This window comes from Citrobacter sp. LUTT5 (assembly GCF_009905315.1).
GTDB classification, from domain to species: Bacteria; Pseudomonadota; Gammaproteobacteria; order Enterobacterales; family Enterobacteriaceae; genus Citrobacter; species Citrobacter freundii.
Genome location: NZ_CP047606.1, coordinates 3,968,451 through 3,983,075, shown reverse-complemented (window position 1 = coordinate 3,983,075; position 14,625 = coordinate 3,968,451). Strand labels below are relative to the sequence as shown.

The 14,625-nt window shown below is 49.8% G+C and carries 11 protein-coding genes, 2 tRNA genes, 2 rRNA genes and 1 pseudogene; 10 read left to right on the top strand and 6 right to left on the bottom strand.

The window, feature by feature from the left end:
• The first annotated feature begins 92 nt into the window (after positions 1-92).
• The 4 genes from GUC46_RS19210 to dkgB all read left to right on the top strand — a co-directional run bounded on the left by GUC46_RS19210 (position 93) and on the right by dkgB (position 4,305).
• Positions 93-2,999 (top strand): 23S ribosomal RNA (locus tag GUC46_RS19210).
• 90 nt (positions 3,000-3,089) lie between these two features.
• Positions 3,090-3,205 (top strand): 5S ribosomal RNA (gene rrf / locus GUC46_RS19205).
• A gap of 55 nt (positions 3,206-3,260) precedes the next feature.
• A tRNA-Asp gene (locus GUC46_RS19200) sits at positions 3,261-3,337 on the top strand.
• A 164-nt stretch (positions 3,338-3,501) separates the two neighbouring features.
• Positions 3,502-4,305 carry a 2,5-didehydrogluconate reductase DkgB gene (dkgB, locus tag GUC46_RS19195; protein ID WP_130714972.1) on the top strand — a complete coding sequence of 268 codons (804 nt, stop codon included), beginning with the start codon at positions 3,502-3,504 and terminating at the stop codon, positions 4,303-4,305.
• A 21-nt stretch (positions 4,306-4,326) separates the two neighbouring features.
• On the opposite strand, the gene yafC is transcribed toward dkgB, so the two are convergent.
• Positions 4,327-5,241 carry a DNA-binding transcriptional regulator YafC gene (gene yafC / locus GUC46_RS19190; RefSeq protein ID WP_003843865.1) on the bottom strand — a complete coding sequence of 305 codons (915 nt, stop codon included), beginning with the start codon at positions 5,239-5,241 and terminating at the stop codon, positions 4,327-4,329.
• A gap of 104 nt (positions 5,242-5,345) precedes the next feature.
• On the opposite strand from yafC, the gene GUC46_RS19185 reads away from it, so the two are divergent.
• From GUC46_RS19185 to GUC46_RS19175, 3 genes are all read left to right on the top strand, one after another.
• Entirely contained in the window at positions 5,346-6,521 is a 1,176-nt protein-coding gene (locus tag GUC46_RS19185; RefSeq protein ID WP_160180620.1) for an MFS transporter, read from the top strand.
• Between the two features lie 131 nt (positions 6,522-6,652).
• On the top strand, positions 6,653-7,453 hold the full coding sequence (locus GUC46_RS19180; protein WP_003031427.1) for an endonuclease/exonuclease/phosphatase family protein: 801 nt from the start codon (positions 6,653-6,655) through the stop codon (positions 7,451-7,453).
• A 76-nt stretch (positions 7,454-7,529) separates the two neighbouring features.
• Positions 7,530-8,300, top strand: coding sequence for a class I SAM-dependent methyltransferase (locus GUC46_RS19175; RefSeq protein ID WP_057101154.1), 771 nt, complete (start codon positions 7,530-7,532; stop codon positions 8,298-8,300).
• Positions 8,301-8,349: 49 nt separating this feature from the next.
• Here the strand turns inward: GUC46_RS19175 and mltD are convergent, their stop codons facing one another.
• Entirely contained in the window at positions 8,350-9,708 is a 1,359-nt protein-coding gene (gene mltD / locus GUC46_RS19170; RefSeq protein WP_003031421.1) for a murein transglycosylase D, read from the bottom strand.
• A gap of 71 nt (positions 9,709-9,779) precedes the next feature.
• Positions 9,780-10,535 carry a hydroxyacylglutathione hydrolase gene (gene gloB / locus GUC46_RS19165; protein WP_130714971.1) on the bottom strand — a complete coding sequence of 252 codons (756 nt, stop codon included), beginning with the start codon at positions 10,533-10,535 and terminating at the stop codon, positions 9,780-9,782.
• 33 nt (positions 10,536-10,568) lie between these two features.
• On the opposite strand from gloB, the gene GUC46_RS19160 reads away from it, so the two are divergent.
• Positions 10,569-11,291: a class I SAM-dependent methyltransferase gene (locus GUC46_RS19160; RefSeq protein WP_003031413.1), complete on the top strand. Its 723-nt coding sequence runs from the start codon at positions 10,569-10,571 to the stop codon at positions 11,289-11,291.
• Here the strand turns inward: GUC46_RS19160 and rnhA are convergent.
• Positions 11,288-11,866 (bottom strand): annotated as a pseudogene (gene rnhA, locus GUC46_RS19155) (ribonuclease HI). The gene GUC46_RS19160 and the pseudogene rnhA overlap by 4 nt on opposite strands.
• On the opposite strand from rnhA, the gene dnaQ reads away from it, so the two are divergent.
• Positions 11,820-12,548: a DNA polymerase III subunit epsilon gene (dnaQ, locus tag GUC46_RS19150; protein WP_003031410.1), complete on the top strand. Its 729-nt coding sequence runs from the start codon at positions 11,820-11,822 to the stop codon at positions 12,546-12,548. The pseudogene rnhA and the gene dnaQ overlap by 47 nt on opposite strands.
• Positions 12,549-12,682: 134 nt before the next feature.
• Positions 12,683-12,759 (top strand) — tRNA-Asp (locus GUC46_RS19145).
• A gap of 156 nt (positions 12,760-12,915) precedes the next feature.
• Here the strand turns inward: GUC46_RS19145 and GUC46_RS19140 are convergent.
• Together GUC46_RS19140 and GUC46_RS19135 are read right to left on the bottom strand one after the other, a co-directional pair.
• Entirely contained in the window at positions 12,916-13,434 is a 519-nt protein-coding gene (locus GUC46_RS19140) for a hypothetical protein (RefSeq protein ID WP_003838893.1), read from the bottom strand.
• A 1-nt stretch (position 13,435) separates the two neighbouring features.
• Positions 13,436-14,119: a winged helix-turn-helix domain-containing protein gene (locus GUC46_RS19135; protein ID WP_226807758.1), complete on the bottom strand. Its 684-nt coding sequence runs from the start codon at positions 14,117-14,119 to the stop codon at positions 13,436-13,438.
• Positions 14,120-14,625 lie beyond the last annotated feature (506 nt).

The following is a 14,625-nucleotide window of genomic DNA, read 5'->3' as shown; positions in this document are numbered from 1 at the left end:
TCTCCGTAATAAGAAATGAAAAGCGGTGTGTTCGAGTCTCTCAAATTTTTGCAAGTCGATGATGAATCGAAAGAAACATCTTCGGGTTGTGAGGTTAAGCGACTAAGCGTACACGGTGGATGCCCTGGCAGTCAGAGGCGATGAAGGACGTGCTAATCTGCGATAAGCGTCGGTAAGGTGATATGAACCGTTATAACCGGCGATTTCCGAATGGGGAAACCCAGTGTGATTCGTCACACTATCATTACGTGAATACATAGCGTAATGAAGCGAACCGGGGGAACTGAAACATCTAAGTACCCCGAGGAAAAGAAATCAACCGAGATTCCCCCAGTAGCGGCGAGCGAACGGGGAGCAGCCCAGAGTCTGAATCAGCTTGTGTGTTAGTGGAACGGTCTGGAAAGTCCGACGGTACAGGGTGATAGTCCCGTACACCAAAATGCACAGGTTGTGAACTCGAAGAGTAGGGCGGGACACGTGGTATCCTGTCTGAATATGGGGGGACCATCCTCCAAGGCTAAATACTCCTGACTGACCGATAGTGAACCAGTACCGTGAGGGAAAGGCGAAAAGAACCCCGGCGAGGGGAGTGAAAAAGAACCTGAAACCGTGTACGTACAAGCAGTGGGAGCCTCTTTATGGGGTGACTGCGTACCTTTTGTATAATGGGTCAGCGACTTATATTCTGTAGCAAGGTTAACCGTATAGGGGAGCCGAAGGGAAACCGAGTCTTAACTGGGCGTTAAGTTGCAGGGTATAGACCCGAAACCCGGTGATCTAGCCATGGGCAGGTTGAAGGTTGGGTAACACTAACTGGAGGACCGAACCGACTAATGTTGAAAAATTAGCGGATGACTTGTGGCTGGGGGTGAAAGGCCAATCAAACCGGGAGATAGCTGGTTCTCCCCGAAAGCTATTTAGGTAGCGCCTCGTGAATTCATCTTCGGGGGTAGAGCACTGTTTCGGCTAGGGGGTCATCCCGACTTACCAACCCGATGCAAACTGCGAATACCGAAGAATGTTATCACGGGAGACACACGGCGGGTGCTAACGTCCGTCGTGAAGAGGGAAACAACCCAGACCGCCAGCTAAGGTCCCAAAGTCATGGTTAAGTGGGAAACGATGTGGGAAGGCACAGACAGCCAGGATGTTGGCTTAGAAGCAGCCATCATTTAAAGAAAGCGTAATAGCTCACTGGTCGAGTCGGCCTGCGCGGAAGATGTAACGGGGCTAAACCATGCACCGAAGCTGCGGCAGCGACACTATGTGTTGTTGGGTAGGGGAGCGTTCTGTAAGCCGTTGAAGGTGTGCTGTGAGGCATGCTGGAGGTATCAGAAGTGCGAATGCTGACATAAGTAACGATAATGCGGGTGAAAAACCCGCACGCCGGAAGACCAAGGGTTCCTGTCCAACGTTAATCGGGGCAGGGTGAGTCGACCCCTAAGGCGAGGCCGAAAGGCGTAGTCGATGGGAAACAGGTTAATATTCCTGTACTTGGTGTTACTGCGAAGGGGGGACGGAGAAGGCTATGTTAGCCGGGCGACGGTTGTCCCGGTTTAAGCATGTAGGCGGAGGTTCCAGGTAAATCCGGTACCTTTTTAACGCTGAGGTGTGATGACGAGGCACTACGGTGCTGAAGTAACAAATGCCCTGCTTCCAGGAAAAGCCTCTAAGCATCAGGTAACACGAAATCGTACCCCAAACCGACACAGGTGGTCAGGTAGAGAATACCAAGGCGCTTGAGAGAACTCGGGTGAAGGAACTAGGCAAAATGGTGCCGTAACTTCGGGAGAAGGCACGCTGATATGTAGGTGAAGCGGTTTACCCGTGGAGCTGAAATCAGTCGAAGATACCAGCTGGCTGCAACTGTTTATTAAAAACACAGCACTGTGCAAACACGAAAGTGGACGTATACGGTGTGACGCCTGCCCGGTGCCGGAAGGTTAATTGATGGGGTTATCCGTAAGGAGAAGCTCTTGATCGAAGCCCCGGTAAACGGCGGCCGTAACTATAACGGTCCTAAGGTAGCGAAATTCCTTGTCGGGTAAGTTCCGACCTGCACGAATGGCGTAATGATGGCCAGGCTGTCTCCACCCGAGACTCAGTGAAATTGAACTCGCTGTGAAGATGCAGTGTACCCGCGGCAAGACGGAAAGACCCCGTGAACCTTTACTATAGCTTGACACTGAACACTGGTCCTTGATGTGTAGGATAGGTGGGAGGCTTTGAAGTGTGGACGCCAGTCTGCATGGAGCCATCCTTGAAATACCACCCTTTAATGGCTGGTGTTCTAACGTGGACCCGTGATCCGGGTTGCGGACAGTGTCTGGTGGGTAGTTTGACTGGGGCGGTCTCCTCCTAAAGAGTAACGGAGGAGCACGAAGGTTAGCTAATCCTGGTCGGACATCAGGAGGTTAGTGCAAAGGCATAAGCTAGCTTGACTGCGAGAGTGACGGCTCGAGCAGGTGCGAAAGCAGGTCTTAGTGATCCGGTGGTTCTGAATGGAAGGGCCATCGCTCAACGGATAAAAGGTACTCCGGGGATAACAGGCTGATACCGCCCAAGAGTTCATATCGACGGCGGTGTTTGGCACCTCGATGTCGGCTCATCACATCCTGGGGCTGAAGTAGGTCCCAAGGGTATGGCTGTTCGCCATTTAAAGTGGTACGCGAGCTGGGTTTAGAACGTCGTGAGACAGTTCGGTCCCTATCTGCCGTGGGCGCTGGAGAATTGAGGGGGGCTGCTCCTAGTACGAGAGGACCGGAGTGGACGCATCACTGGTGTTCGGGTTGTCATGCCAATGGCATTGCCCGGTAGCTAAATGCGGAAGAGATAAGTGCTGAAAGCATCTAAGCACGAAACTTGCCCCGAGATGAGTTCTCCCTGAGACTATAAGTCTCCTGAAGGAACGTTAAAGACGATGACGTTGATAGGTCGGGTGTGTAAGTGTAGCGATACATTGAGCTAACCGATACTAATGAACCGTGAGGCTTAACCTTACAACGCCGAAGATGTTTTGGCGAAGAGACGACATTCAGCTTGATACAGATAACATTAACCGGCGAAAAGCGGGTTAATAACAGAATTTGCCTGGCGGCTGTAGCGCGGTGGTCCCACCTGACCCCATGCCGAACTCAGAAGTGAAACGCCGTAGCGCCGATGGTAGTGTGGGGTCTCCCCATGCGAGAGTAGGGAACTGCCAGGCATCAAATTGCAGTAAACCGGGATGAAGAATCCGGGTAGTGACAAAGAAATTCGGTGGAGCGGTAGTTCAGTTGGTTAGAATACCTGCCTGTCACGCAGGGGGTCGCGGGTTCGAGTCCCGTCCGTTCCGCCACTTATTAAGAGCCCTGAGCATTAGCTCAGGGCTTTTTCTTTGCCTGCAGTTTAATTATTGCTACATCCGCAAAAATCCTCTGCATTTATCACTCTTTTTCTATAAAGAGCTGGAAGTCATAATCCTCTTAGTTGATGAACATAGTGATTAAAAAGAGGAATTCTATGACTATCCCTGCATTCGGTTTGGGTACTTTCCGCCTGAAAGACGACGTGGTTATCGCTTCTGTTAAAACGGCGCTTGAACTAGGCTACCGTGCTGTCGACACTGCGCAAATCTATGATAATGAAGCGGCTGTTGGTCAGGCGATTGCCGAAACCGGCGTACCGCGTAACGAACTGTACATCACCACCAAGATCTGGATTGAAAATCTCAGCAAAGAAAAACTGATCCCAAGTCTGAAAGAAAGCCTGAAGAAACTGCGTACAGATTATGTTGATTTGGTGCTGATCCACTGGCCATCTCCAGGAGATGCTGTATCTGTTGAGGAATTCATGCTGGCGCTGCTCGAAGCAAAACAGCAGGGACTGACTCGTGAAATTGGTATCTCAAACTTCACCATTGCGCTGATGGAAAAAGCCATTGCCGCAGTAGGCGCAGACAATATTGCGACCAACCAGATTGAGCTTTCTCCGTATCTTCAGAGCCGTAAGGTGGTTGACTGGGCGAAAGCACACGGTATCCACATCACCTCTTACATGACGCTGGCTTACGGTAACGCGCTGAAAGATGAAGTGATTGCGCACATTGCCGCTAAACATAACGCGACCCCGGCGCAGGTTATTCTGGCATGGGCAATGGGGGAAGGTTACTCCGTAATTCCTTCTTCTACCAAACGTGAAAACCTGGCAAGCAACGTGCTGGCGCTGGAACTGCATCTGGATGCCGAAGATAAAAAAATGATCGCGGCACTGGACTGCAACGATCGTCTGGTCAGCCCGGAAGGTCTGGCTCCTGCCTGGGATTAATTGCCCGATCCTGTGTATCCCTTACCCCTCTTTTACAGCTCCTTCGGGAGCTGTTCTTATATATTCACTTAAAAAGTCTATAAATGCACGAATACGTGTACTGACCGCACGATCGCTGTAGTAAACGGCGCTGAAAGGCATTTTTACCGGCAGACGTTTATCGGCCAGCAGTTCCACTAGCTCTCCCTGCGCGATCTCTTTATCTATCATATAATCTGAAAGACAGGCGATGCCGTTGCCGTTCAGGCAAAGCTGTTTTAGCGTTTCCCCACTGTTGGAAGAAATTCCACACTCGACCTCATGCAGCTGTCCGTCGCTACAGGCAATTGGCCAGGTATTGAGCGAAACCGGTTCGGAAAACCCCAGACACAGATGCTGTTTTAACTCCTCGACGGTCTCTGGTCTACCAAAACGGGCAATGTACTCCGGTGAGGCAATAATCTTGCGATAGCTGGTAAATAACGGACGCGCACGTAGACTCGAGTCAGTCAGTGTACCCGCTCGTATAGCAACATCCACTTTTCGTTCAATAAGATTGATGAATGTTTCCGAGGAGACGAGAGACAACGTCATCTCGGGATACCGCTCCCGGAACGGTTTGATTAGCGGCATCAGGAAATGCAACATCACCGGTGTTGCTGCGTCGATGCGCAGCAGGCCGCGCGGAGTATTACGCGACTCCATGATTTCCGTTTCTGCTGCAGCCATCTCTTGCAGTATCTGCTGCACCCGCCTGAAGTAGCGCTCTCCTTCCTCAGTGAGACTTAGCTGTCGGGTCGTTCGATTAAGCAAACTGACGCCCAGTTTCATCTCCAGCTTTTTTACTGCCCGACTGACCGCGGAATTGGCTTGTCCAAGCTGTTCTGCCGCCCGGCTAAAGCTGCCGCTTTCGACTACCGCTACAAAAATCGCAAGTTCTTCAGAGGTTGCTTTCATTTTTGCTCCTGACGCAAAATTATATTGAGATTTTGAATATTTTTGTCATTAAAACATCCAGGCATACTGCGTGTCATCTGATTACTGATGTTACGGAGTTATTTATGCCTCTCGCTTTATTTGCACTAACAATTAGTGCCTTCGCTATAGGCACTACTGAGTTTGTGATTGTTGGTCTGGTGCCGACCATCGCTCAACAACTGGCGATCTCGTTACCTTCCGCCGGGATGCTGGTTTCCATCTATGCGCTGGGTGTGGCGATTGGCGCACCGGTACTGACCGCTTTGACCGGACACCTGCCACGTAAACAGTTACTGGTTGCGCTGATGGTTCTGTTTACGGCGGGGAATTTGCTGGCATGGCAGGCTCCCGGGTATATGACACTCATTGTCGCTCGTTTGCTGACTGGGCTGGCACACGGCGTATTCTTCTCGATTGGTTCTACCATCGCGACAAGTCTGGTGCCAAAAGAGAAAGCGGCCTCCGCCATCGCTATTATGTTTGGTGGCTTAACGGTGGCGCTGGTAACCGGCGTGCCGCTGGGAACATTTATCGGTCAGCACTTTGGCTGGCGCGAGACTTTCCTTGCGGTATCAATGTTAGGCGTGATTGCACTGATCAGTAGCCAGTTGTTGATCCCCGCCAATATTCCCGGTCGTGCAGCCGCTAGCATTCGCGACCAGGTGAAGGTGCTGACTCATCCCCGTCTGTTGCTGATTTATGCCGTTACGGCACTGGGCTACGGCGGTGTATTCACGGCATTCACCTTCCTGGCACCGATGATGCAGGATCTGGCGGGATTCTCTCCGGCAGCAGTAAGCTGGATCTTACTGGGTTACGGTGTTTCAGTGGCTATCGGTAATATCTGGGGTGGTAAGCTGGCGGATAAGCATGGTGCTGTTCCTGCGCTGAAATTCATTTTCGCCGCGTTGTTTGTTCTGTTGATGGTTTTCCAACTGACGGCTTCTACGCAGTATGCCGCGCTGGCTACTATCCTGGTAATGGGGATCTTTGCCTTTGGTAACGTACCGGGGTTGCAGGTCTACGTGGTACAGAAAGCGGAACAATTTACGCCTAATGCTGTAGATGTGGCGTCAGGGTTGAACATTGCGGCGTTTAACATTGGCATTGCACTGGGTTCAGTGATTGGTGGACAAACGGTCGAGCATTATGGTCTGGCGCAGACGCCGTGGATTGGCGCACTTATTGTCCTGGTTGCTTTCCTGCTGATGGGACTCAGCGGTCGTCTTGATAAGCCCGCGCGCGTTGCTTTGGGGTAAATCATTGATGTAAGCGCCCACTTACAAAACAAACTGCAATTGTTCGTTGAAAGTGAGTGCTAAAATCCCTATAACAGAAGAACCAGTCCGGCTGCGGACTGGTTGACGTTACAGAGGTTTGAAAGTCTAAAGTGCGAAAAAACACCTATGCCATGCGTTATGTTGCCGGACAACCCGCCGAGCGGATTTTACCGCCGGGGTCGTTTGCGCATATTGGCCAGGCATTACCCGCAGGCGTTCCGTTAAGCAGTGAAGATCGCATTCGCGTGCTGGTATGGAATATTTTTAAACAGCAGCGCGCAGAATGGCAGTCGGTGCTGAAGAATTTTGGCAAAGATGCGCATCTGGTGTTATTGCAGGAAGCACAAACCACGCCAGAACTGGTGCAGTTTGCGACCGCTAACTATCTTGCTGCTGATCAGGTTCCGGCCTTTGTGCTGCCTCAGCATCCCTCTGGCGTCATGACGCTCTCTGCTGCTCATCCTGTTTACTGCTGTCCATTGCGCGAGCGTGAGCCTATTTTACGGCTGGCGAAATCGGCGCTGGTGACGGTGTACCCGTTGCCTGACACTCGGCTGTTAATGGTGGTGAATATCCACGCGGTTAACTTTAGCCTTGGCGTTGATGTCTATAGTAAGCAGTTACTTCCTATTGGCGATCAGATTGCTCATCACAGCGGTCCGGTGATCATGGCCGGCGATTTTAATGCCTGGAGCCGTCGACGGATGAATGCGCTGTACCGCTTTGCGCGTGAAATGTCGCTGCGCCAGGTTCGCTTTACTGACGATCAGCGCCGCCGTGCGTTTGGTCGCCCTCTCGATTTTGTGTTCTATCGCGGTCTGAACGTGAGTGAAGCCTCTGTGCTGGTCACCCGCGCATCCGATCACAACCCGCTACTCGTTGAATTCAGTCCCGGCAAACCTGAACAATAACGGTGTGTCAGGTCTGCCATAGGGCAGGCCTGTGATGGTTGCCCTTCATATTTCTCAACAACCGAAGGACAACACAATGACAACACGCTCTCACCATGACAACGTCGAAAAACAGTTTGGCTCTCAGGCTAATGCCTATTTAACCAGTACGGTGCACGCCTCTGGCCGTGACTTGCAACGTCTGGGGGAAAGGTTGTCGGCATTTCCACTGGCTCGCGTATTGGATATGGGATGCGGAGCAGGGCACGCCAGCTTTGTGGCCGCGCAACACGTAAAGCAGGTCGTGGCTTATGATTTATCGTCGCAGATGCTTGAAGTGGTTGCTAAGGCGGCAAAAGACCGAGGTCTGGATAATATCGCCACACGGCAGGGGTATGCTGAAAGCCTGCCATTTGAAGATAACGTATTTGATGTGGTGATTAGCCGCTATTCCGCGCATCACTGGCATGATGTCGGGCGCGCGCTGCGGGAAGTGAACCGCGTTCTGAAGCCTGGTGGTGTACTGATTGTGATGGATGTGATGTCGCCTGGCCACCCAGTACGTGATATCTGGTTGCAAACCGTGGAGGCGTTACGCGATACCTCACACGTACGCAACTATTCCAGCGGAGAGTGGTTGTCGTTAATCAATGACGCCAATCTGATTGCCGATACCTTGTTAACCGATCGTCTGGCGCTGGAATTCAGTTCGTGGGTGGCGCGGATGCGTACGCCTGCAGCGTTGAGCGACGCGATTCGTGCCTACCAACAAAGTGCTTCTGCACAAGTGAAAGACTACTTTGCGTTACAGGAAGATGGCTCGTTTACCAGCGACACGATAATGGTTGAGGCACATAAAGCGGGATAAATAAAAAAGGCACTGGGGGGAAACCAGTGCCTTCATTTCTACAATGCTATCAGGAGTCCGGCATGTCGTTGTTTTTCACAAACAACGTTAGCTGATCGCCTGGCTGTAGATTATTCGTATCGCTGTTCCAGCGCATCACATCCTTGATGTTAACCCCGTGGCGTTTGGCAATACTCGAGAGCGAGTCGCCTTTACGCACACGATAGGTGATGCTATCGCTGTTGTTCGCCAGTCGCTGTGCGCTGCTACCAGCGCCCACCGTCAGATTCTGGCCTACTTTCAGCGACGACCCGCGCAGATTATTCCACTGCTTAAGGTCATTGATGCTCACGCCAAGACGTGAAGCAACGCCAGAAAGCGTATCGCCAGAGCGAACTTTGTAGCTACGGCTGTTCAGCGGCGTGTTATCCGCGACCAGCGTTGACTGCACGGCTGCAATTTCGCCTGAAGCCAGAGACTCACGCAGCTTCTCAGCATGCTTCTTTGGCACCATCACATATTGCGGGCCGCTGGCACCCAACGTGGAACCTTTCACGCCTGCATTGAAGGTCTTCAGCTTGCTGACGGAAATACCCGCCATATCGGCAACCTGAGCCATCTCAACCGGGCTACTCAGGCGAACACGTGCCAACGCGCGGCTTTCGTCTGTTGTTGGCAGACGTACGCCATAGCGTTTGCTGTTTTTGAGTATATCGCTCAATGCCAGCATTTTGGGCACGTATAGCTTCGTTTCCTGAGGCAATGGCAACGACCAGAAGTCAGTGGGTTTACCACGAGCTTTGTTCGTTTTGATTGCCTTCATGACACGACCTTCACCGCTATTATAAGCAGCAACGGTCAGCAGCCAGTCGCCATCAAACATCTTGTTCAGACGCTGCATCATGTCCAGCGCGGCGGTGGTGGAAGCCACAACGTCGCGACGTGCATCATAACTGCGGGTCTGTTTTAAACCATAATTGCGCCCCGTGCTCGGAATGATCTGCCAAATACCTGCGGCATTGGCGCCAGACGTTGCGTGAGGATCAAAAGCGCTCTCCACTATGGGTAGTAGTACCAGTTCCATAGGCATGTTACGTTTCTTAACCTGCCCGGCTATCCAGTACATATACGGCTCTGCCCGTAAAGTTACATCGTGGAGATAGCTCTTATTGCGTAAATACTTCTGTTTCTGTTCGCGAATCCGGCTGTTTTCCGGAATTCCCATCTTTAGCTCGTCACCAATGAAAGCCCACAAATCTTGATCAGCAGCGATAGATGTTCCGTCGTCCATCCATCGCGCCTGACTTGTAAACTTTCCTGCTTCCCCTTGACCAGCTGCAGAAAGGCTCTGTGCGTGTTGTTGGACGTTACCAGTATTCTGGCACCCAACAAGCAGGACAGAGGCGAGTAATATCGCTTTTGCCTTCATGTGTGTGTCAATAGTTGCTTAAAAGACGACCGATCATAACGGCGAAGTTTTCAAAAGGCAACCCGGAATTGTCAGAACGTATCTTTCTTTGACCTTAACCAGGCAAAACGCTCCTCAGGTTGTTGCAATATTGTTTCTTTGTTAATTTCATTAATTAAATCAATATCTTCCGTTCTTAAAAAAAGATTATTTCGCCGCTCATTTTTCAGAATTACGGGTAGTGTCATTTGTTTTTTTACGCGTAACTCATTAACTTTACGATAATATTCATTTATGAACGAATCGTGCGGGAGAATGCTTAAGGCAAACCTCATGTTTGCTAATGTGTACTCATGTGCGCAACAAATTAATGTATCGTCAGGAAGGGCGTTGATTTTTTTAAGTGATTGATACATTTGGGTTGCGGTGCCTTCAAAAAGTCGACCGCAACCGCCAGAAAAGAGTGTGTCACCACAAAATAAGTAAGGATGGCTAAAGTAACAGATATGTCCTAAAGTGTGACCCGGAGTAGCAATTACCCTAAATTCATGCCCCAAAACGAGTGCAATATCGCCATCTTCGACTATGTGTGTCGTTCCCTTATCTTGCGTTTCAGCCGGTCCGTATACCACTATTTGTGGGAAATGCTGCAGAAGTTCTTTCACTCCGCCCACGTGATCCTGATGATGATGGGTTAGCAGAATGGCTTCAGGCACCCAGTTATGCTCTGCAATGGCTTTCAGAACAGGAGCCGCTTCACCCGGGTCCACAATCAGACAATGCTGGTCATTATTTGACAAGACCCAGATGTAATTGTCCTGAAATGCAGGAATACTGTTAAGATTCATATATTACCTCTCAATGCGTAACGGAAGGTTGTGATGAAACCGGCAAGGATCCCTCAAACTGTCGTAGCGCCCGTTAGCTGGGATGATCTGCCCTGGGGCGAACACTATCGTGAGGCGCTGGAGTATCAGCTTAACCCGTGGTTCGCAAAAATGTACGGTTTTCATCTGCTTAAGGTTGGTAATTTAAGCGCAGAAATCGATTCCGAAGCGTGCGCGGTTTCTCATCAGGTAAATGTTTCTTTGCAGGGTTCTCCCATGCAGGTGACGGCCGATCCTTTGCATCTTCCCTTTGCCGATAAGTCCGTGGATGTCTGTTTATTGGCCCATACGTTACCGTGGTGTTCCGATCCGCATCGCCTACTGCGTGAAGCCGATCGCGTGTTGATTGATGACGGTTGGTTGATTTTGAGCGGTTTTAACCCGGTAAGCCTGATGGGTTTGCGTAAACTGGTGCCCGTATTGCGTAAGACATCGCCCTATAACAGTCGGATGTTTACCCTCATGCGTCAATTGGACTGGCTATCATTACTTAATTTTGAAGTGCTGCACTATAGTCGTTTTCATGTTCTGCCCTGGAATAAGAAGGGCGGGAAAATGTTAAGCACCCATATCCCCGCGCTGGGCTGTTTACAGCTGGTGGTTGCGCGCAAGCGAACCATTCCGCTTACACTCAACCCGATGAAACAAAATAAAAGCAAAACGCCTATCCGTCATGCCGTTGGCGCGACCCGGCAATACCGTAAACCGGACGCTTAAGCCTCAGTCTGATACCCAATATCATCCTGAGTCGGGCTCATGGCCGCGGTGCGCGCAAGCTCATCGCAGCGTTCGTTTTCCGGATGGCCCGCATGGCCTTTAACCCATTCCCATTTGATTTGATGAGGGCCTAAAGCGGCATCGAGACGCTTCCACAGATCGACGTTCTTCACTGGTTTTTTATCTGCTGTTTTCCAGCCACGCTTCTTCCAGTTGTGGATCCACTGCGTAATGCCCTGGCGCACATACTGGCTGTCCGTGCTGAGTATCACTTCACACTGTTCTTTCAGGGCTTCCAGCGCAACGATTGCTGCCATCAGCTCCATGCGATTATTAGTTGTAAGGTTGTAGCCTTCGCTAAAGGTTTTTTCGCGCCCGCGATAGCGTAAAATCGCCCCATAACCACCCGGTCCGGGATTTCCCAGGCAAGAACCATCGGTGAAAATTTCTACCTGTTTAAGCATCTCTGGTAGACTTCCTGTTTTAGCAAATCGAAATCAAACGATAAGTCTGACATAAATGACCGTTATGAGCACTGGAATTACACGACAGATCGTCCTCGATACCGAAACCACCGGTATGAACCAGATTGGCGCCCACTATGAAGGCCACAAGATCATTGAGATCGGTGCGGTTGAAGTGGTGAACCGCCGCCTGACCGGCAATAACTTCCATGTTTACCTGAAGCCGGATCGGCTGGTGGACCCGGAAGCGTTCGGCGTACACGGAATCGCAGACGAATTCCTGCTTGATAAACCCACGTTTGCTGATGTAGCCGACGAATTTCTCGACTACATTCGTGGCGCGGAGCTGGTCATCCATAACGCATCGTTCGATATCGGTTTTATGGATTACGAATTCGCGAAGCTCAAGCGGGATATTCCGAAGACGAACGAATTCTGCAAAATAACCGATAGCCTGGCGCTGGCGAGGAAAATGTTTCCTGGCAAGCGAAACAGCCTTGATGCGTTGTGCTCGCGCTATGAGATAGACAACAGTAAACGAACCCTGCACGGCGCATTGCTTGATGCCCAGATTCTGGCCGACGTTTATCTGATGATGACCGGCGGGCAGACCACGATGGCGTTCTCAATGGAAGGCGACAGCCAGCAGAGGAATGACACGGGGATCCAGCGTATTGTGCGACAGTCCAGCAAACTACGTGTTGTTTTCGCCACTGATGAAGAGTTAGCGGCCCATGAGTCACGCCTTGACCTGGTGCAGAAGAAAGGCGGAAGTTGCCTCTGGCGGGCATAGTTTGTACATTTACCGTATGAAAATGGCCATTCGGGTGATTTTTGCAGCAAACGATTAAAAAACGTGAGAAAAAGCGTTGACGAGGTGCGAGGCAATCCGTAATATTCGCTTCGTTCCCAAGCGGAACACAACGCGGAGTGGTAGTTCAGTTGGTTAGAATACCTGCCTGTCACGCAGGGGGTCGCGGGTTCGAGTCCCGTCCATTCCGCCACTATTCAGAAAGTCTGAATCAGAAATGATTCAGACTTTCGTCGTTTTAACCCACCAAAAATAATAATCTCATTCTCACGTTCTATCGACCGCGCCCGTGCTTTCGGGTGGGCAACACATCAGGTCATCCTTAACCCGACGCATATCCAGAAGGCGATTAACTCGCGAAGTGATTCATCACGCAGGCGAAGCGGGGTGAAAAGTTATCGCCAATAAGAACCGTTTCCTCATTCAGGTGCTTTAGCATATACAGCTTGTCGGCACGTTCGTAAGCGTCAAAGAAAAGATAATCTATAGCATCCGTTGCTTCATCATCCGGGGATTTTTCGCGTCCGTCGGGGGTGAGCATAAAAACGCCGGCGGTATGGCCGAGTGGTCGGGCATAGCGAAAGAACAGTTTTCGGTTAACAGCAAACTCGCCATCATCACTTTTGAGTTTCCCTTGTACTGACAATGAGAGGTGTCCAGAGTTGTAGCTGGTGATCAGCATTATTCCGTGGAGTTCCTTTTTGGTGTTTTGGATGTCGAGTATCGACGTGAATTCAGAGGAACAGGAAAAACTGATTTCTTGTTTTTTCGCATTCCCGGCGATAATAAAAAAAGCGATAGTCGCCAGCCCAAAAATGGCAATCACGACTGACCATAGTAAAGGAGAGTGATCGCTTTCCTGCTTCATATCATTCCTCATGATGGCGATACTGGCTGATGCAATGGTAATAGCCGAGGTTTAGCCCACATTCAGCGGCAAACGACCACTCAACCAGATTATGGTTGCTCGCCCAGGTATTGAGATACAGATCTTTTGGATACGAACAGTTAGGGTTAATACCCACGGACTTGAAAATATCCAGCGCTTTTTTTTCGGTAATGGTGTCGGTGAGGGCGTTTCCTAATATATGCACTCGGCATTGCTCGTAGTCGATAGTCCGCAGGATCGCTGCGTCCGTCATAGCGATTTTATTGGGTATCCATGTTAACCACGCTGTCGCCAGCACGGCGATGCCGGTAATTAACGTTGTTATCATGACAGGCCACAGGTTTCGTTTCTTTTTCCTGGGCATCAATGCAACATTGGCTATTCTGGTGGGTGCTTGTGCTTCCTCCAGTTGCTGAATATTGATACTGGCGTCGCCCATCCGAAATCCTATTCGCGGAATGGTGACGATCAGTTCTGCAGGATGGCCCGTAGACGTTATTGCTTTGCGCAGAAATGAAATGTGCTGATTGAGATTAGCATCCGTCGCTCTGGCGCCATTATGCTGGAAAACATTCTGCAGAATTTCATCGCGCGAGGATATCTCTTTACCATTTTGCAACAGATAGAGCAGTAATTGTGTTGCCACATTATTCAATGTGGCCATTTCACCAGACGCCAGGTCTTTTAGGGTATTTTTATGTGGTCTGAAAACTAAGCCATCACCAATAATTACGGATTTGATTTTGTTTATTGGTATATGAGAAATCACTGATGTCTCCTTTAAAGCAGGATATCTCGCATTCGAGTGGGGGAAGCAATAGCATAACATAATTCATTTATAAAAAATGATTGTACTATAGAACTCTTTATTAATATTTATATAACAATCTTTTAATATATCTAATAGAATCCTCCTATGTCCTTCCTCTCTTTCACTATCTTATTGTCATTACTCGCTTTTGATACCTAATTTCATTTTTACAAAACTTTCATAAATACATTTTGCCTGTTCTTCTGGCTAAATAAAAAAATATTTGATAGATAAAAACTCTATAAAAACTATAAATAATAGCAATTAACACTGGGTGTGGTGTGTTTTTTGGCTGTTTTTTAGGTAAACGATCGCTCGACAGACAGTGTTACAACACGATTCCCTGAGTTTGATTAATA